The following is a 17,538-nucleotide window of genomic DNA, read 5'->3' as shown; positions in this document are numbered from 1 at the left end:
AGACAGGTGGGGTCAACGTCATGGCCCGCGAGATCGCGGCTGCGTTGAACGTGGCGGCGGCAATCACCACCAGTGGTGAACTGCGTTTCGGCACTTGCCTGCTCAACCCTCCGAGTGGTTATGAGTTGGCCGATCTGGAGTTGGGCAAGCGTTTTGTCTCCGACCTGCTGGCCGGTGAAAGCGTGCGCATCGAAGGCGCGGCGCCGTGGCTGGAACAGGCCAATCTGCCCCAGGATCAACAGGCCCGCCTGGCGATTCATGTGGGCAGTGCCGAGCGCAAACCTGCGGCCAATGAATTGCTGATCTATCCGAAAACCGTGTGTGTGACCTGTGCTCCGGGCCCGTACTTGGCCGAACGCGTGCGCAGCGCTTTGGGAGAAGCCGGTATTGCTGTGCAATCCCTGGCCTGCCTGCTGGCCAGCCAGACGCAGATGGCCGACTCTTCGCTGCACGAAGCCGCGCTGGCGCTGGGCGTGCCGCTGCGGTTTGCCGATGTGCAGCCCGGCGCGCAGTTGCTGATCGATGTTGCCGAGCAACCATTGGATGTGTCCCAGCTGGGCCGCGCCCGTGGCCGCCTCGCTGTGATTGGCCTGGGCCCCGGCGCCGCCGAGTTGATGGTGCCGGCGGTGAAAGCCGAACTGGCGCGCTGCACCGATGTACTGGGTTATGAAACCTATGTGCGCATGGCCGGCCCATTCCGTGACGATCAGGTACAGCATTGCACCGACAACCGCGAAGAAATGCAGCGCGCGCGTCATGCTTTCGAACTGGCCGCCCAGGGCCGTTCGGTGGTGGTGGTGTCGTCCGGCGACCCGGGTGTGTTCGCCATGGCGGCGGCGGTGATCGAGGCGTTGCACGAGTCCGACGACCCGGCCTGGCATCAGGTCGACCTGGAAATCCTGCCGGGCGTCTCGGCGTCCCTGGCCACCGCCGCTCAGGCCGGCGCGCCGTTGGGGCATGACTTCTGCGTGATGTCGCTGTCGGACAACCTCAAGCCCTGGTCGATCATCGAAAAACGCCTGGACCTCGCGTCCCAGGCCGACCTGGCCCTGGCGTTCTACAACCCGATTTCGCGTTCGCGCCCGTGGCAACTGGGTCGTGCCCTGGAAATCGTCGCGCTGCATCGCACGCCGCAAACGCCGGTGGTGCTGGGCCGCGACATTGGCCGCCCCGGCCAGACGCTGCGCGTAACCACCCTGGGTCAACTCACCCCGGACCAGGTGGACATGCGCACCATGGTGCTGATCGGCTCGTCTACCACCTGCACATTCCCGCGGGCCGATGGCGGTACATGGGTCTATACACCGCGTTGGTACGGCGAAAAACCCGGCGCCTGAGGCTGCACGAAAGCTCCGATAAACCCTGGGCGATCACCGGGTGTTTTCGGAGCTTTTTTCTTTTTTGCACAAGGAAAACTGGAAGGCCCGGCGATGTGCCCCGCAATTGCTGGGCAGCGTTTCGCACGGCGTGGCGGCGAGCGTTGTTTGTCGTGTGGAAACCCCGCTGGGCGCTGGACTAGGGTGAAGGCAAGCCCCATGTTGGGGTGCTTGTGGAGAACTGGAAAATGGAGCGACATCACAAACGGATCAACAACGTAAAACGGCGCAAATTGATCGCCGCCTACAAACTGCCGGGAGCGCCCGGGGCGCACGCCACGTTGCCGCTGGACACCGATGAAGACAGCAACGCCGCGGTGGTCAACAACAGTGTCATGTCGTTTGCCGAGGGCCTGTCCGGGCTGAACCGCGAATACATCCGTAAAAGCTATCTGCTGGCCAGCAGTTACGTGAGCGATGTGTTGAAAGTCCAACGCGGCAGCGAGGCGTGGTACGACGAATTTATCAAGGTAATGATCAGTCTGGGCTGGCTACCGGTGCGCAGTCGGTTCGAGCGCGTCTCCAGCGTCGGCAAGGGCCTGACGGTGCAACTGGCGGCGTTGAATATGATTGCGACGTTGCTGGCCTCGACGTCATTGAGCGGGCCGTTGCTGGCTACGCTGCCCAAGCTGGCGGCGGATGCGCTGGAGGCGCTGAAGCAGCAGCCGACGTCTTTCGAACTGTTCAAACGCAACAGCGCCGTGCACCAGGGCGGTGATTTCGGCCTGGCGTCCTGCGCCGAATCCGACGGTGAATTGACGATGGTGCTGGTGACCTACAGCACCCAGGGCGTGAGTAAACAGGTGGGGTTGCCATTCCTGGAGTGGGATAGCTCCTCGTTCGAGGCCTTCAGCGGGCAAACCTGCCTGGTGCTCAATACCTCGGTGGTCAACGAAAAAACCATCCAGCTGATGCGCGAGAGCGCCGGAGACAAAGTACAGCTGGCAATCGCGAAATACCGGATTTAGGGCACCAGATAGCCGCGCACGCCCGTAAAAATAATCTGCGCGGCAAGGGCGCAAACAAACAAGCCCATCAACCGACTGACAATCTGCAAGCCCTGGTCACCCAAAATGCGTTCGATGCGGTTGGACAAGTACAGCACCACACCCACCGTGAAGCTGGCCAGGGCGATGCTGAGGATGGCCATGATTTTGTCATCCCAGTGCGGCTGGCTGACCCCCATTACCAGCAACGCACCGATGGTGCCGGGGCCGACGGTGAGGGGGATGGTCAGCGGCACGATGGTTACGTCCTGCTGCACGTTATCGGTCTGCACGGCCGACTTACCCTGAGCCATGCCCAGGGCAGAGATGAACAGCACACTGCCGGCGCCGATGCGGAATGCGTCCACGGTGATGCCGAACACACTGAAAATCAACCGGCCGAACAGGTAGAGCAACACACTGGAAACCAGCGTTGCCAAGGCCACTTTCCAGGCCAGGCGGCGTCGTTCTTTGCTGGAATAGCCGCGAGTCAGGCTGATAAAGCAGGACAGCACGAAGAACGGGCTGTAGAGCACCAGCATCTTCAGGTAAACGCTGAATAGCACGTGGAGCATGGAGGAGGCTCGCGGCAGGAGAAGTGGGGAGAGTCTAACAGGCGCCAGGGGGCAAATGTGGGAGGGCAAGCCCTCTCCCACATGGGATTTCAGGTCACGATGGGGCGTGTTCGGGGCGCTGTTGACGCTGTGCCACCCAGAACTCCACCAGTTCACGCAGTTGCGACAGTTCCACTGGCTTGGCCATATGCCCGTCCATGCCGGCTTGGCGTGCACGCTCTTTATGTTCCGAGAGAATGTGCGCGGTGAGCGCGACCACCGGCGTGCGGATACGTTGGTGGCTGACTTCCCAGGCGCGCAGTTGTTGGGTGGCCGAAAAACCGTCGAGGATTGGCATCTCGCAGTCCATCAACACCAGGTCATAACGCTGGGCTTTCATGGCCTCCAGCGCTTCTTCGCCGTTGCTGGCGGTGTCCGGATCGAGATTGAGTTTTCCGAGCATGCCGCGGATGACTTTGGTGGAAATGCTGTTGTCTTCGGCCACCAGAATGCGGAAATCGCTGGGCACGGTGACAGCTTCCGGCGTCGTCAGGACCGGGCGCGGCGTGGCGCTGCCTTTGCTGCGTTGGGTCAGTTCGTCGGCCAGGGTGGTCTTGAGGGTGTAGCCGGCCACCGGCTTGGCCAGGATGCGCTTGATCCCGCAGTTACGCGCGATGATCTTGCTCGGCGCGTTGCTGATGCCGGTGAGCATGATCAACAGAATGTCGTGGTTCAGGCTAGGGTCTTCCTTGATCTTCGCCGCCAGTTGCATGCCGGTCATGCCTGGCATGTTCTGGTCCAGCAGCACCACGTCGAAGTAGTCGCGCAGGTGCGCCTTGGTACGCAGCAGTGCCAGGGCCTCCTTGCCAGAAGGCGCGGCACTGACGTTCAGGCCCCAGGCCGAGCATTGCTGCACCAGCACTTTGCGGCAGGTGTCGTTGTCGTCCACCACCAGCACGCGGGCGCCTTTGAGCGGACCGTCGAGGTCGGACGTCGGGTGTTCCAGGCGCTCCGGGTCCAGCGGCAGGGTCAGCCATAGGGTGCTGCCCTGATGGCTGCCGCTCTTGATGCCGAATTCGCCGTTCATCAACAGGATCAGCTGGCGCGCGATTACCAACCCCAGGTGGCCACTCAAACGGGTGGCCGACAGGAAATTCTTACTGTGCAGTTCGCTATGCAGCAGGGCATCGCGCTCGGCGGCTTCCATCGGGATGCCGCTGTCTTGCACGGCGATGCGCAGGCGCGGTTTGGTGCTGCGATCGTCCAAGGCCACCACGATCAGCACTTCGCCTTCGTCGGTTTTCTGCAGGGCGTTTTCCAACAGGCTCAACAGCGCCTGACGCAGGCGTGTCGGGTCGCCGCTGATAACGCGCGGCACCTGGGGCTGGATAAAGCTGATCAGTTCGACATTCTGCTGCTCGGCCTTGGCGCGGAAGATACTCAGGCAGTCCTCGATCAGCGCATTGAGGTCGAACTGCACATCGTCCAATTCGATCTGCCCGGATTCGAGTTTGGAGATGTCGAGAATCTCGTTGATCAGCGTGAGCAGTTCGTTACCGGCGCTGTGGATGGTCTGCACATAGTCCCGTTGCTTCACCGACAGCGGAGTGCCCAGCAGCAGTTCGGTCATGCCCAGCACGCCGTTCATGGGGGTGCGGATTTCGTGGCTGATTTTTGCCAGGAACTCGGCCTTGGCGGCGATCTCGGCATTGCTGGCGGCCAGGTCGCGGCTGAGGCTGAAGCGTGCCTCGACAATCGCGCGCTGGCGCTCGCCCAGGGCCAGGCTCATCAACAGGCCACTCAGGCAAATGAATGCCAGCAGCGTCACGATCAGGCCCTGGGGCGAGACCATCGTCAGGCCCAGCAGCGCCGGCAGAATGATCAGAGTGCCGATATTGAAGACCACCATCCCCGCCACGAACAGTCGCGCTGGACGGTAGCCTTTCTGCCAGTGATACGCTGAAACGAACAACATGCTCAGCCCTGCCAACGCCACCAGCGCGTAGGTGATGATATTCAGGGGCAGGGTGTTGACGAACAACAACAGCAGACCGCACAGCACGATGAGCAGGATGTCGGCCATCAGCAGCTTGTTCAGTACATGGGGGCCGAGCGGCATAAAGAAGCGATAGGCAAACATCAGCCCGCACGGTGCGGTCAGCAGCAGGGCCAGGTACGCGCCGGGGGTCTGCACTGCGTGCCAGTTGGGCAGCCACGGGCCGACCAGGTTAAGCAGCAGCGCCAGGCTGAGCATCAACAGGGCCTCGCAGGCGGCCAGCCATAGGCTGCTGCGCGAGCGGTGGTAGGCGAAGCGTGTGAGGTTATGCAGGATCAGCATCAGCAGGCAGCCGAACAGCAGGCCGTAGATCAGCGTCTGCGTCTGGTTGGCGGCGGCAAGTACGGCCGGTTCCAGAGTGATATAGGGGCGCAGCTCGTGTTCCGAGACCAGCCGCACGTAGACCTCAAGGACGTTCTGACTTTGCGGCAGCGGTAGCATGAAGTCGCTGCTGGGCAGCGGGCGTTCCGTCTGGGCCTGGCGGGTGCCGGTGCTTTGTTGCTCTACCAGGGTGTCACCATCGAGCACGTACAGGTTCAGGTGGGACAGGTCCGGGGCGAAGATGCGCAGCACTTGCTCGTGCTTGCCGGGTTGCAACTTGAAACGTACCCACAACGCACCGTCCGGCTCCGCGGCGGTAATACGGTCCAGTTCGATGGGGCTGAATTGATTGGTGTAACGCGAGGAGCGGATGTCGCTCAGTTGCAGGTCAGCCTGTTCATCAAGCAATACTGCCCAGCCACTGCCTTGCGCGGCGGCCTGGGCCGGGAGCAAACAGAGCAGCGTCAGCAGACTGACAGTGAAACCTATGGCGATCCTGAGCCAGCGCACGGCGAAATCCCTTCGTAGGTTGATGCACGGGTTAACTATGCGCGGGGTGGCGGGTATACGGCAAGGGCCTTGAGCCCTTGCCTAACCGAACGGATAGCTACTGACAATGCTAGCGATGTTCGAGATTTACTGGCTCTCACCACGCTCGCGGGCAATGGCGCGATAGCCAATGTCCTTACGGTAGAAACAGCCCTTCCAGTCGATTGCCGCGGCCAGTTTGTACGCTTGCTGCTGCGCGGCGTCGACACTGGCGCCCATGGCGGTTGCGCACAGCACGCGGCCGCCGGCGGTGACGACCTGGCCGTCCTTGAGCGCAGTGCCCGCATGGAACACCTTGCCTTCCAGCTTAGCCGCCGCTTCCAGGCCTTCAATCACGTCGCCCTTGGCGTAGTCGGCAGGGTAGCCGCCGGCTGCCAGCACAATACCGACGCTCGGACGTGGGTCCCACTGTGCTTCAACCTTGTCCAAGGCCTGGGCCAGGGCGGCTTCCACCAGCAGCACCAGGCTCGATTGCAGGCGCAGCATCACCGGTTGGGTTTCCGGATCGCCGAAGCGGCAGTTGAACTCGATGACTTTCGGATTGCCGGCTTTGTCGATCATCAGACCGGCGTAGAGGAAACCGGTGTACACGTTGCCTTCGTCGGCCATGCCGCGCACGGTCGGCCAGATCACCTGATCCATCACACGCTGGTGCACGTCGCTGGTCACCACAGGCGCCGGGGAGTAGGCGCCCATGCCACCAGTGTTCGGGCCAGTGTCGCCGTCGCCGACGCGCTTGTGGTCTTGGCTGGTGGCCATTGGCAGCACGTTCTTGCCGTCGACCATCACGATGAAGCTGGCTTCTTCGCCGTCGAGGAATTCTTCGATGACGACACGCGAGCCCGCATCGCCGAAGGCGTTGCCGGCGAGCATGTCGCGTACGGCGTCTTCGGCTTCCGGCAGGGTCATCGCTACGATCACGCCTTTACCGGCGGCCAGGCCGTCGGCCTTGATCACGATTGGCGCGCCTTTTTCACGCAGGTAAGCCAGGGCCGGCTCGATCTCGGTGAAGTTCTGGTAATCGGCGGTCGGGATCTTGTGGCGGGCGAGGAAATCCTTGGTAAAGGCTTTCGAGCCTTCCAATTGCGCCGCACCGGCGGTGGGGCCGAAGCAATCCAGGCCACGGCTGCGGAACAGGTCCACCACACCGGCCACCAGCGGTACTTCCGGGCCGACGATGGTCAGGGAAACGTTTTTCTCGGCGAAATCGGCCAGTTGCTCAAGGGCCAGCACGTCGATGGCAACGTTCTGGCATTTGGCTTCAATGGCGGTGCCGGCATTGCCGGGTGCTACGAAAACTGTCTGGACGCGAGGGTCCTGGGCAACTTTCCAGGCCAGGGCGTGTTCACGGCCGCCGCTGCCAATGATCAAAACATTCATGTCAAAACCTCAAATTCTGTAGGCGCCGCTGGAGCGCTTTATGTGGAAGGTGGCAAGCCCCTCCCACATTCCGATCGAGTCGGCTTAGTGGCGGAAGTGACGCATGCCAGTGAAGACCATGGCAATGCCAGCTTCGTCGGCCGCGGCAATCACTTCGGCGTCGCGCATCGAGCCGCCTGGTTGGATTACGGCGGTCACACCGGCCTTGGCGGCGTTGTCCAGGCCGTCACGGAACGGGAAGAACGCGTCGGACGCCATTACCGAACCGGCCACCTGCAACCCGGCGTGCTCGGCCTTGATCGCGGCGATACGCGCCGAGTTCACGCGGCTCATCTGGCCGGCGCCGACGCCGATGGTCTGGCGGTTCTTGGCGTAGACGATGGCGTTGGATTTAACGTACTTGGCCACTTTCCAGGCGAAGATCAGGTCGTGGATTTCCTGTTCGGTCGGCGCCCGCTGGGTCACCACTTTCAGGTCGTCGGCGCTGATCATGCCGATATCGCGGCTCTGCACCAGCAGGCCGCCGTTGACGCGCTTGTAGTCCCAGGCCGCGGCGCGGTCGGCCGACCACTCGCCGCAGGCCAGCAGGCGCACATTGGCCTTGGCTGCGACGATGGCGCGGGCTTCTTCGCTCACGGATGGGGCGATGATCACTTCAACGAATTGACGATCGACGATGGCCTTGGCGGTCTCGGCGTCCAGTTCGCGGTTGAAGGCGATGATGCCGCCGAACGCCGACTCGGTGTCGGTGGCGTAGGCCAGTTCGTAGGCCTGGCGAATGCCGCCTTCGGCGTCCGGGCTGACGGCCACGCCGCACGGGTTGGCGTGCTTGACGATCACGCAGGCCGGCTTGACGAAGCTCTTGACGCATTCCAGCGCAGCGTCGGTGTCGGCCACGTTGTTGTAGGACAGCTCTTTGCCTTGCAGCTGGGTCGCGGTGGCGATGCCCACTTCGGCAGGCTTGGCTTCCACGTAGAACGCCGCGCTCTGGTGCGGGTTCTCGCCGTAGCGCATTTCCTGGGCCTTGATGAACTGGCTGTTGAAGGTACGTGGGAACTGGCTGCGGCCTTCGGTGCTGAGGGTTTCGGCGGCTTGATTAACGGTGCCCATGTAGTTGGCGATCATGCCGTCGTAGGCGGCGGTGTGTTCGAACGCCTTGAGCATCAGGTCGAAACGCTGAGCGTAGGTCAGGCCACCGGCCTTGAGGTTTTCCAACACGCTGGCGTAGTCGCTGGCATTGACCACAATGGCCACGTCTTTGTGGTTCTTGGCCGCCGAGCGGACCATGGTCGGGCCGCCGATGTCGATGTTTTCGATGGCGGTCGGCAGGTCACAGCCGGGTTTGTTGATGGTGGCTTCGAATGGGTAGAGGTTGACGGCCACCAGGTCGATCGGCTTGATGCCGTGCTCGTTCATGATCGCGTCGTCGGTGCCGCGACGGCCGAGGATGCCGCCGTGGATTTTCGGGTGCAGGGTCTTGACCCGACCGTCCATCATTTCTGCGAAACCGGTGTAGTCCGCGACTTCTACTGCGGCCACGCCGTTGTCCTGCAGCAGTTTGAAGGTCCCGCCCGTGGAGAGGATTTCCACGCCCAGAGCTTCCAGCTCACGGGCAAATTCGAGGATCCCGGTCTTGTCGGAGACACTGATCAAGGCGCGGCGGATCGGCAGGCGGGTGGTCTGGTCGGTCATTTCAATTTCCATCAAAAGCAAAGGAGTCAGCAAAAAAGGCGACCGGTTTTACGCGGGCGCCTTTCTGGTTGGATTGAATGCTTACAGCAAATCGTACTGCTTGAGCTTCTTGCGCAGGGTCCCACGGTTGAGGCCCAGCAGCTCACTGGCTTTGGTCTGGTTGCCCTTGACGTAGTTCATCACGCTTTCGAGCAAGGGCGCCTCGACTTCGGAGAGCACCAGGTTGTACACGTCCGTGACGGAAGCGCCCTCAAGGTGGGCGAAATAATTGTGCAGCGCCTTCTCGACACTCCCGCGAAGGGTCTGACCTTCTTCGCTCGGCGTGTTGAGGTGCTGTTTCAAATTGACGTTGTCGCTCACGGGTGCTGTTCCACTCACTAAAGTCTCGGTCATCATCGTCATGCGGCCACCCCCTCTCCGTCCCCTGTCACCAGGCTCTTGTAACGTCCGGCGAAGAACTCACGAACGTTGGCGCACTGTGCTTCCGTATCATCCAAACGATTGAAGTGGGCGCGAAACTCCTTGGCGCCCGGCAAGGTTGCGAGATACCAGCCCACATGCTTACGAGCAATGCGTACTCCCATGACGTCTCCATAGAAGGCGTGCAGGGCGGCCAGATGCTCTAGCAGAATACGTTCCACCTCGACCAGCTCCGGCGCCGGCAAGGTTTCGCCGGTGCGCAGGAAGTGCTCGATCTCACGAAAAATCCACGGCCGCCCCTGGGCAGCACGGCCAATCAACAGGCCATCGGCACCGGTCGCGTGGAGTACGCGCCGGGCTTTCTCGGCGGAGTCGATATCGCCATTGGCAAAGACCGGCATCGACACCGCCTGCTTTATCGCGGCGATGGTGTCGTACTCGGCTTCACCGGTGTAAAGGTCGGCGCGGGTGCGGCCATGCACCGCCAGCGCTGTAATACCTGCCTGTTCGGCGATCTTCGCCACCGTCAGACCATTCTTGTTGTCCCGGTCCCAGCCGGTGCGAATCTTCAGGGTTACCGGCACATCGACTGCGGCGACAACGGCCTGCAGGATCTCGGCAACCAACTGCTCATCTTTCAACAGCGCTGAACCGGCGGCCTTGTTGCAGACCTTCTTGGCCGGGCAGCCCATGTTGATATCGATAATCTGCGCACCCAGCTCCACGTTGGCTCGGGCCGCATCCGCCAGCATCTGCGCATCTCCACCGGCGATCTGCACCGAGCGGGGCTCGGGATCACCTTCGTGGATCATGCGCATCCGCGACTTGCGGGTGTTCCACAAACTCATGTCGCTGGTGACCATTTCCGAGACTACTAGGCCGGCGCCCAATCGTTTGCACAGCTGACGAAAGGGCTGGTCGGTGACGCCCGCCATGGGGGCGAGAATCAAGCCGTTCTGCAATGTGTATGGGCCGATGCGTACCGCCGACATAGGACTTCCCTGTTGTGGGGCCGGATCATTAGAGTTCGAAAAAGGGTTGGCATGATACCCGCTCTCGATGACTGGATAAAGGCTGAATTGGATAAAATCTGAACAGTTATTTCTTTATCGCCGTCGGTTTGGTTGAGCGGCGCGCAGTCAATATTCCACCGTCAGGTTTCGGTGGCTGAGTCGTTTCACTCAGGGGAGTGGAAGCTCAGGCTGTAATTCACGGCTCTGTTACCCGGATCGAGGATATCCAGGGAAATATGGATTGGGGTCTGCGATGGCATTTCGCTAACGCCGGCCAGCTCGCCGCTGAGGTATTCGCTCGGTTTGAACCGACGACTGGCAATCAAGCCGCCGTTGAGATCGGCGAAACGCAGCTCCAGCAGTGGGAAGGGCTGGGAGAAGGTCGCGCGGTTGTAGATGATTGCGTCCACCACCAGCGCCCCGGCGAACTCAGGGTGGCTGCGCACCACCAGGTTGCTGCTCTTGATATGGGCGATATCGACCCGAGACGGTACCGTGCAGCCCAGTGTGGGGCACAACTGCTGGAACCACGGACGGTAGGCGTCCTGGCGGGCCAGGTCGTCGAATTGATAGGCGATGTACTGGCCCGCCAGGCCGGCTGCGGCGAGAAGCACCAGCAATAGCCAGATCAGGCGGCGGCCCAGCCCTGAAGGGCGTTTTTGTGCGTAGAGGTGCAGCGGGTCGTCTTCCAGGTCCTGAAGCACGTCGTCGTGGACGCCGGCCGCAGGGCGCGCACGCTTGCGGCGCGGCTGAGGGTGTTCTTCGGGCTCCGGCGTGGGGGCCTCATCGTGTACTGGAGTGACCGGGGGATCGAATGCGTCGGTGTCGCGTATCGGCCGCAACGGCGGCTCATCCTCGATCTCGTCGGTGTGGAACGACATCGACGGTTCGGTGCGCTGACGTGTCGCAGCGCCTGGGGTCGCTTCGGGTTCGTCTTCGTCGGCTTGGACACGTTCTTCAGCGGGTTCGCTGAACAGGCTGGCGGCCCACTTTTCCTCTTCGGCCTTGACCGTGTCGCGACTGGCGCTGAGGGGTTCTTCCTTCTGCCGACGATCGCCGGGTTGGCGACGGTCTGCGCTCACCGATGTGGCGGGCTGAGTGGGGCGGCGTTCCAGCTTGGCCAGTTCTTCGTCCAGGTCCAAGTGGTCCAGGTCCAGCTCTTCGGCGCTCCATTGCTTCTGGCTGATCGCGCGCGGCGCCTCGGGCAAGGCCTCGGCGGCTGTCGGCGGCTCGGTCGTCGGCGCAGGCGCAGGCGCATGGGCCGCGCGTTGCTCCAGTAACTGGCGAGCCGCGTTGAACACTTGCAGGCACGAGCCGCAACGAACCACGCCGCGGGCCACGCTCAATTGAGCATGGTTGACGCGAAAACGAGTCTGGCAATGTGGGCACTGGGTGACGAAACTGTCGGTCATGCGGCCATCCGATTCAGGCAAGCGCTCATTCTAGCGCCGACGACCGCTGATGCGTACCCAGCCATCGCGGTTAGCGATCGGGTCCAGGTCGAAGTCCTGGGCATAAGCGGCGGCGACTTCATCGCCCTGTTCGGCGAGGATCCCCGACAGCGCCAGGCGCCCGCCGGTCTTGACCAGGCTCGACAGCTGCGGCGCCAGGGACACCAGCGGCCCGGCGAGGATATTGGCCACCAGCACATCGGCCTGCACCTGGGGCAAATCCTGTGGTAGGTAAAGCGGGAATTTGCCTTCAGGAATGTTGTTGCGCCCGGCGTTGTCGCGCGACGCTTCCAAGGCCTGTACATCGATATCGGTGCCGACGGCTTCCTTGGCACCCAGCAGCAGAGCGGCAATTGCCAGAATCCCCGAGCCGCAGCCGAAGTCCAGTACGTGGCTGTCGCGCAGGTCCTGACCGTCGAGCCATTCCAGGCACAGGGCAGTGGTGGGGTGGGTGCCGGTGCCGAACGCCAGGCCCGGGTCGAGCAGCAGGTTCACCGCGTCCGGCTCCGGGGCCGCGTGCCAGCTCGGCACGATCCACAGGCGCTGGCCGAAACGCATGGGCTGGAAGTTGTCCATCCAACTGCGCTCCCAGTCCTGGTCTTCGATCACTTCGCTGTGATGTTCCGGCAGCGGGCTGCCGGTGAGCAGTTCCAGGTGGGCCAGTACGCTGGCGGCTTCGGTGCCGCCCTCGAACAGGGCCAGCAAGTGGGTGTGGGACCACAGTGGGGTGGTGTTCAGCTCGGGTTCGAAGATCGGCTGGTCTTCGGCGTCCATAAAGGTCACCGACACGGCGCCCACTTCGAGGAACGCGTCTTCGTAGGTTTCGGCTTGTTCTGGGCTGATGGCGAGACGGACTTGCAGCCAAGGCATGGCGGGCACCTTTGAAAATAATGAGTGTGCGACGAGGGGGTCGCGAAAGCGCGCAAGTTTACGCGAGCGGCGGGCAGAAGACGACACTACTGACTGCACGCCGGTCAAATGTGGGAGGGGGCTTGCCCCCGATAGCGGTGGACCAGTTAGAGAGACTCAGACTGACACACTGCAGTCGGGGGCAAGCCCCCTCCCGCATTTGGGTTGTGTACATTTTCACAATAGAGGGCCCACAAACAACAAAACCGCCCGAAGGCGGTTTTGTTGGGTGGAGCACTTACTGGTCGGCCAGTTTGTGTTCCAGGTAGTGAATGTTCACACCACCTTCGCAGAAGCCTTCATCGCGGACCAGTTCCCGGTGCAGCGGAACGTTGGTCTTGATGCCGTCGACCACGATTTCGTCCAGAGCGTTGCGCATACGGGCCATGGCCTCGTCGCGGGTGGCGCCCCAGGTGATCAGCTTGCCGATCAGCGAGTCGTAGTTGGACGGAACCTTGTAGCCGCTGTACAGGTGCGAATCGACGCGAACGCCGTTGCCGCCCGGAGCATGGAAGTGCTTGACCAGGCCTGGGCTCGGCATAAAGGTTTTAGGGTCTTCGGCGTTGATTCGGCACTCTAGGGAGTGGCCATGAATCTTCACGTCAGCCTGGGTGAACGACAGCACGTTGCCGGCGGCGATGCTCAGCATCTCCTTGACGATGTCGATACCGGTGACCATCTCCGAAACCGGATGCTCCACCTGCACGCGAGTGTTCATCTCGATGAAGTAGAAACGACCGTTCTCGTAGAGGAACTCGAAGGTACCGGCGCCACGGTAGTTGATGTCGATGCACGCCTTGACGCAGCGCGCCAGAACTTCCTGGCGAGCGGTTTCGTCCAGGCCCGGAGCCGGCGCTTCTTCCAACACCTTCTGGTGACGGCGTTGCAGCGAGCAGTCACGGTCGCCCAGGTGGATGGCGTGGCCCTGGCCGTCGGACAGTACCTGCACTTCCACGTGACGTGGATTGGTCAGGTATTTCTCCAGATAGACCATCGGGTTGCCGAACCAGGCGCCGGCTTCCGCACGGGTCTGCTTGGCAGCTTCGATCAGGTCTTCTTCCTTGTGCACCACGCGCATGCCGCGACCACCACCGCCACCGGCGGCCTTGATGATCACCGGGTAACCGACTTCGCGACCAATGCGCAGGGCGGTTTCCTCGTCTTCAGGCAGTGGGCCGTCGGAACCTGGAACGGTTGGCACGCCGGCCGCAATCATGGCGTCCTTGGCCGACACCTTGTCGCCCATCAGGCGAATGGTCTCGGCTTTCGGGCCGATGAAGGCGAACCCGGATTTTTCCACTTGCTCGGCGAAATCGGCGTTTTCCGCGAGGAAGCCGTAGCCTGGGTGGATGCCATCAGCGCCGGTCACTTCTGCCGCGGCGATGATGTTCGGGATATTCAGGTAGGAGTTCGAGGCCAGTGGCGGGCCGATGCAGATGCTCTCGTCCGCCAGCTTAACGTGCATCAATTCGGTGTCGGCCGTCGAGTAAACAGCGACGGTCTTGATGCCCTCTTCCTTACAGGCGCGCAGGATACGCAGCGCGATCTCGCCGCGGTTGGCGATCAGGACTTTTTGCAGTTTCTTCGCAGGTTTCAACATCGAAGGTGCTCCGCGGTTCAAACGATGGTGAACAGCGGCTGGTCGTACTCAACCGGCTGACCGTTTTCTACCAGGATGGACTCGATCACGCCGGCTTTTTCAGCGGTGATGTGGTTCATCATTTTCATCGCTTCGACGATGCAAATGGTGTCGCCCACTTTCACGGTCTTGCCCACTTCAACGAAGGCTGGCGAGGTCGGTGCCGGGGTGCGGTAGAAAGTACCGACCATTGGCGACTTGACCACGAAACCGTTCAGCGCAGGAGCTGCCGGTGAAGCAGGAGCAGCCGGGGCAGCCGGTGCAGCGGCTGGTGCAGCAGCAGCCGGAGCCGGTGCTTGCATCTGCGGGGCATAGAATTGTTGAGCCGGGGTCTTGCTGTGGCGGCTGATCCGTACGGACTCTTCGCCTTCCTTGATTTCCAGCTCGTCGATACCGGATTCTTCCAGCAGTTCGATCAACTTCTTAACTTTACGGATATCCATGAATCATCAACTCCCAAGGGTCGGTCAGGGGCGCTTGGCCGGTTGTTCAAGCTGTTCCAGGGCGGCCTCCAGGGCCAGTCGGTAACCGCTGGCGCCAAGGCCGCAGATCACTCCTACCGCTACGTCGGAGAAGTAGGAGTGATGGCGGAAAGGTTCGCGTTTGTGCACGTTCGACAAATGCACTTCGATGAATGGGATGCTCACCGCCAGCAGCGCGTCACGTAATGCAACACTTGTATGCGTAAAAGCGGCGGGATTGATCAGGATAAAGTCCACACCTTCGCCGCGCGCGGCATGGATGCGATCAATCAACTCGTACTCGGCATTGCTTTGCAGGTATTGCAGATGGTGGCCGGCATCACGGGCCCTCTGTTCCAGATCGAGGTTGATCTGATCGAGGGTCACTGCCCCGTAGACGCCCGGTTCACGGGTGCCAAGGAGGTTCAGGTTGGGTCCGTGAAGAACCAGTAAGGTCGCCATCGGCTGTTCCTTGTTATAGAGGTGGGTACGTCAGAACCCGGCGACTATGCCGCAAAGCCTTTGTGACTGTCCAGTTCTATGCAGTAGGCGGCACGATTAGCGAGGATTGCGCAAAATTTATGACTGTGGGCCAGTATCCGGTCATAGGCGACACGTCATGAACCCTATGGAGATCAAGTGTGGGAGGGGGCTTGCCCCCGATTGCAGTGTGACAGTCTCAGTATCTCTAACTGATCCACCGCTATCGGGGGCAAGCCCCCTCCCACATTAGTTCTTGATATGACGCTGGGTCCGGTTAGACGCGGAATGCCTGTACGGCGGTATTGAGCTGCCCACCCAGCACCAGCAAATGCTCACCCTGGCTGCGACCTTGGCCAATACGCAGCAAATTATCTTCGCCCAGTTGATGAATTCGCTCGCTGTTGTCGCGAATCTCACTTACCGCGCCACTCTGCTGCGCGGTGACATCGGCGATGCGCACGGCGGTGTCGGAAATGGTCTGGATCGCGCCGACGATTTCGTCCAGCGCACCATCGGCCGCCTGGGCTTGCTGGGCGGTGGCTTCGGCGTGTTCCACCTGGGCGCGCATGCCTTCCACCGATTGGCGGGCGGCGCTTTGCAGGCCGGCGATCAAGTCTTGGATTTCGGCGGTGGCGCCGGCGGTGCGCTGGGCCAGGGAGCGGACTTCGTCGGCGACCACCGCAAAACCGCGGCCGGCCTCCCCGGCGCGGGCGGCTTCGATGGCGGCGTTGAGGGCCAGCAGGTTGGTCTGGTCGGCGATGGAGCGGATTACCGTCAGCACGCCGCCGATGGTGGCGGATTCTTCGGCGAGCTTTTCGATCATCTGCGCGTTTTGCTGTACTTCGCCCACCAGGGCATGCAGGCCGGTCAGGCTCAGGCCGATCACCCGCTGGCCCTGTTCTACGGCCTGGCCTGCGCTGCGGCTGGCGCCGGCGGCCTGGCTGGCGTCGCCGGCCACTTGCTGAATGGTCGCTTCCAGCTCACCCAGGGAGTCGCGGATCTGCGCGGTATCGCCGGCCTGGCGTTCGGCGCCGTCGTGCAGGCCGCTGCTCAACTCGGCCAGCGCGCGGCTGCTGCCGGCAACTTCTTCGGCATTGCCACGAATGGTGCCTACCAAGTCCACCAGATAGGCACGCAAGCGGTTCAGGGAGGCTTCGATGTCGTGCAGTTCGCGGTTGGTCTTGCCCAGGGCAATCGGTTGGCTGAAGTCGCCCTCGGCCCAGGTCGATAAGGCCGGCGCCAGGCTGGTCAGCACTCGGGCCAGGCGGCGTTGCAGGGTGTCGATCAGCAGTGCGATCAGCAGGATCAGGCCAATCATCACGCCTTGCATCAGGCGCACTTCGCCCTGGATTTTGCCATGCTGCGCGCGCACCGCCGGTTCCAGCCCGGCGATGGCCTGTTGCACCGCGTTGATCTTCAGATGCGTGGCGGCGGCCAGATCGGCGCGCTGCTGGATCTGCGCGCGGGTGCGTTTGAGTTCGGCCGGGTAACGGGTCAGCAGGCTGTTGAGTTCGCGCTTGAGGTCGACGCCGCTGTCCTGGGCTTCGGCTTTTTCGGTGTTTTCCAGGCCCATCAACGCGGAGAAGTCATCGGTATTGGATTCGGCGCTGGCTTTCACACCCAGTAATGGCAACTGTTCCAGCAGGTCGGCCTGGCCACGGATCTGGCCCAGTTCGCGCTCCACGTCATCGGCCAGCTCGGCGCGCCCGCTGCTGACCAGTTTGTCGCGGGCCAGTGAGAGTTTGCCCAAGTGCTGGGACGCGGCCAGCAGCGCTGGCAGGTAGCGTGCAGCTTCCGGGGAGTTCACGCCCGTGGCGTACTGGCTCAGCTGTTCCAGGTTCGCACCCAGCTCACGCTCGGCCTGCACCAACAAGGCTTGCGGGTCGCCGGCCAACTTGCCGGCGGCGAGCAGGTCGGTCTTGCTGAAGGTGTCCAGCTCCACCAGGCTGGGGCGCAGGCTCTGCGTCAGCTCGGCGGGCAGTTCATCCAGATGTTGCAGCAGGCTTTCCAGGCTTTGGCTGGCGCCGCTCAAACGCAGCGCATCGCCACTGGCCAGATAGTCCTCGATATTGCGTGCCGCCTGGTTCTGAAAGGTCTGCGACAGGCTCAGGTAGCGTTCCATCAGCAGATAAGGGCGCTCCAAGGCGCGTTGCGACCACCATAAGGTCGCCCCCAGCGCCAGGCACACGGCCACTAACAGGAGGGTGTTGAGATTGGTCAGCAGCTTCAGGCGCATGCGTGGTTTCAG

At 62.1% G+C, this 17,538-nt stretch carries 14 protein-coding genes; 2 read left to right on the top strand and 12 right to left on the bottom strand.

What is annotated here, in order from left to right:
* Both cobJ and YA0848_RS28945 read left to right on the top strand, forming a co-directional pair.
* The coding region (gene cobJ / locus YA0848_RS28950; protein ID WP_198731463.1) for a precorrin-3B C(17)-methyltransferase at window positions 1-1,337 on the top strand (1,337 nt) is incomplete at its 5' end.
* A gap of 227 nt (window positions 1,338-1,564) precedes the next feature.
* Window positions 1,565-2,344, top strand: a complete 780-nt coding sequence (locus tag YA0848_RS28945; protein ID WP_034095675.1) for a hypothetical protein — start codon at window positions 1,565-1,567, stop codon at window positions 2,342-2,344.
* On the opposite strand, the gene YA0848_RS28940 is transcribed toward YA0848_RS28945, so the two are convergent.
* From YA0848_RS28940 to YA0848_RS28885, 12 genes are all read right to left on the bottom strand, one after another.
* Window positions 2,341-2,937, bottom strand: coding sequence for a MarC family protein (locus YA0848_RS28940; protein ID WP_034095676.1), 597 nt, complete (start codon window positions 2,935-2,937; stop codon window positions 2,341-2,343). The genes YA0848_RS28945 and YA0848_RS28940 overlap by 4 nt on opposite strands.
* A gap of 94 nt (window positions 2,938-3,031) precedes the next feature.
* Complete coding sequence (locus YA0848_RS28935) at window positions 3,032-5,803, bottom strand: hybrid sensor histidine kinase/response regulator (RefSeq protein ID WP_034095677.1); 2,772 nt, start codon at window positions 5,801-5,803, stop codon at window positions 3,032-3,034.
* A 126-nt stretch (window positions 5,804-5,929) separates the two neighbouring features.
* Window positions 5,930-7,222, bottom strand: a complete 1,293-nt coding sequence (gene purD, locus YA0848_RS28930; RefSeq protein WP_034111583.1) for a phosphoribosylamine--glycine ligase — start codon at window positions 7,220-7,222, stop codon at window positions 5,930-5,932.
* A gap of 84 nt (window positions 7,223-7,306) precedes the next feature.
* Window positions 7,307-8,914, bottom strand: coding sequence for a bifunctional phosphoribosylaminoimidazolecarboxamide formyltransferase/IMP cyclohydrolase (gene purH, locus YA0848_RS28925; protein ID WP_034095679.1), 1,608 nt, complete (start codon window positions 8,912-8,914; stop codon window positions 7,307-7,309).
* A gap of 81 nt (window positions 8,915-8,995) precedes the next feature.
* Window positions 8,996-9,316 carry a DNA-binding transcriptional regulator Fis gene (gene fis / locus YA0848_RS28920; protein ID WP_003221275.1) on the bottom strand — a complete coding sequence of 107 codons (321 nt, stop codon included), beginning with the start codon at window positions 9,314-9,316 and terminating at the stop codon, window positions 8,996-8,998.
* The gene (gene dusB, locus YA0848_RS28915) at window positions 9,313-10,326 is read right to left on the bottom strand and encodes a tRNA dihydrouridine synthase DusB (protein WP_034095680.1); all 1,014 of its coding nucleotides are present in this window, start codon (window positions 10,324-10,326) and stop codon (window positions 9,313-9,315) included. The genes fis and dusB overlap by 4 nt, the downstream gene beginning before the upstream one ends.
* 185 nt (window positions 10,327-10,511) lie before the next feature.
* Window positions 10,512-11,759 (bottom strand): DUF3426 domain-containing protein, encoded by a 1,248-nt coding sequence (locus YA0848_RS28910; protein ID WP_169902871.1) that lies wholly within the window; start codon window positions 11,757-11,759, stop codon window positions 10,512-10,514.
* 30 nt (window positions 11,760-11,789) lie between these two features.
* Window positions 11,790-12,668, bottom strand: coding sequence for a 50S ribosomal protein L11 methyltransferase (prmA, locus tag YA0848_RS28905; protein ID WP_169869048.1), 879 nt, complete (start codon window positions 12,666-12,668; stop codon window positions 11,790-11,792).
* 277 nt (window positions 12,669-12,945) lie between these two features.
* A complete protein-coding gene (accC, locus tag YA0848_RS28900) occupies window positions 12,946-14,307 on the bottom strand; it encodes an acetyl-CoA carboxylase biotin carboxylase subunit (protein WP_034095683.1) in 1,362 nt (453 codons plus the stop codon).
* A gap of 17 nt (window positions 14,308-14,324) precedes the next feature.
* On the bottom strand, window positions 14,325-14,789 hold the full coding sequence (gene accB / locus YA0848_RS28895; RefSeq protein ID WP_034095684.1) for an acetyl-CoA carboxylase biotin carboxyl carrier protein: 465 nt from the start codon (window positions 14,787-14,789) through the stop codon (window positions 14,325-14,327).
* Window positions 14,790-14,813: 24 nt separating this feature from the next.
* On the bottom strand, window positions 14,814-15,269 hold the full coding sequence (gene aroQ / locus YA0848_RS28890; RefSeq protein WP_034095685.1) for a type II 3-dehydroquinate dehydratase: 456 nt from the start codon (window positions 15,267-15,269) through the stop codon (window positions 14,814-14,816).
* A gap of 295 nt (window positions 15,270-15,564) precedes the next feature.
* Window positions 15,565-17,526: a methyl-accepting chemotaxis protein gene (locus YA0848_RS28885; RefSeq protein ID WP_034111590.1), complete on the bottom strand. Its 1,962-nt coding sequence runs from the start codon at window positions 17,524-17,526 to the stop codon at window positions 15,565-15,567.
* Window positions 17,527-17,538: the final 12 nt, after the last annotated feature.

It is taken from the genome of Pseudomonas sp. S4_EA_1b, assembly GCF_016307435.1.
GTDB lineage: Bacteria > Pseudomonadota > Gammaproteobacteria > Pseudomonadales > Pseudomonadaceae > Aquipseudomonas > Aquipseudomonas rhodesiae.
Note: the sequence above shows the minus strand (reverse complement) of the source record. Positions and strands in the feature narration are given on the sequence as shown.

What these genes read in the sequence shown, in the direction of transcription:
- YA0848_RS28945 (WP_034095675.1), top strand. Translation starts at nt 1,565, where the DNA reads ATGGAGCGACATCACAAACGGATCAACAACGTAAAACGGCGCAAATTG.
- accC (WP_034095683.1), bottom strand. Translation starts at nt 14,307, where the DNA reads ATGTTGAAACCTGCGAAGAAACTGCAAAAAGTCCTGATCGCCAACCGC.
- purH (WP_034095679.1), bottom strand. Translation starts at nt 8,914, where the DNA reads ATGACCGACCAGACCACCCGCCTGCCGATCCGCCGCGCCTTGATCAGT.
- accB (WP_034095684.1), bottom strand. Translation starts at nt 14,789, where the DNA reads ATGGATATCCGTAAAGTTAAGAAGTTGATCGAACTGCTGGAAGAATCC.
- YA0848_RS28940 (WP_034095676.1), bottom strand. Translation starts at nt 2,937, where the DNA reads ATGCTCCACGTGCTATTCAGCGTTTACCTGAAGATGCTGGTGCTCTAC.
- YA0848_RS28885 (WP_034111590.1), bottom strand. Translation starts at nt 17,526, where the DNA reads ATGCGCCTGAAGCTGCTGACCAATCTCAACACCCTCCTGTTAGTGGCC.
- prmA (WP_169869048.1), bottom strand. Translation starts at nt 12,668, where the DNA reads ATGCCTTGGCTGCAAGTCCGTCTCGCCATCAGCCCAGAACAAGCCGAA.
- aroQ (WP_034095685.1), bottom strand. Translation starts at nt 15,269, where the DNA reads ATGGCGACCTTACTGGTTCTTCACGGACCCAACCTGAACCTCCTTGGC.
- dusB (WP_034095680.1), bottom strand. Translation starts at nt 10,326, where the DNA reads ATGTCGGCGGTACGCATCGGCCCATACACATTGCAGAACGGCTTGATT.
- YA0848_RS28910 (WP_169902871.1), bottom strand. Translation starts at nt 11,759, where the DNA reads ATGACCGACAGTTTCGTCACCCAGTGCCCACATTGCCAGACTCGTTTT.
- fis (WP_003221275.1), bottom strand. Translation starts at nt 9,316, where the DNA reads ATGACGATGATGACCGAGACTTTAGTGAGTGGAACAGCACCCGTGAGC.
- purD (WP_034111583.1), bottom strand. Translation starts at nt 7,222, where the DNA reads ATGAATGTTTTGATCATTGGCAGCGGCGGCCGTGAACACGCCCTGGCC.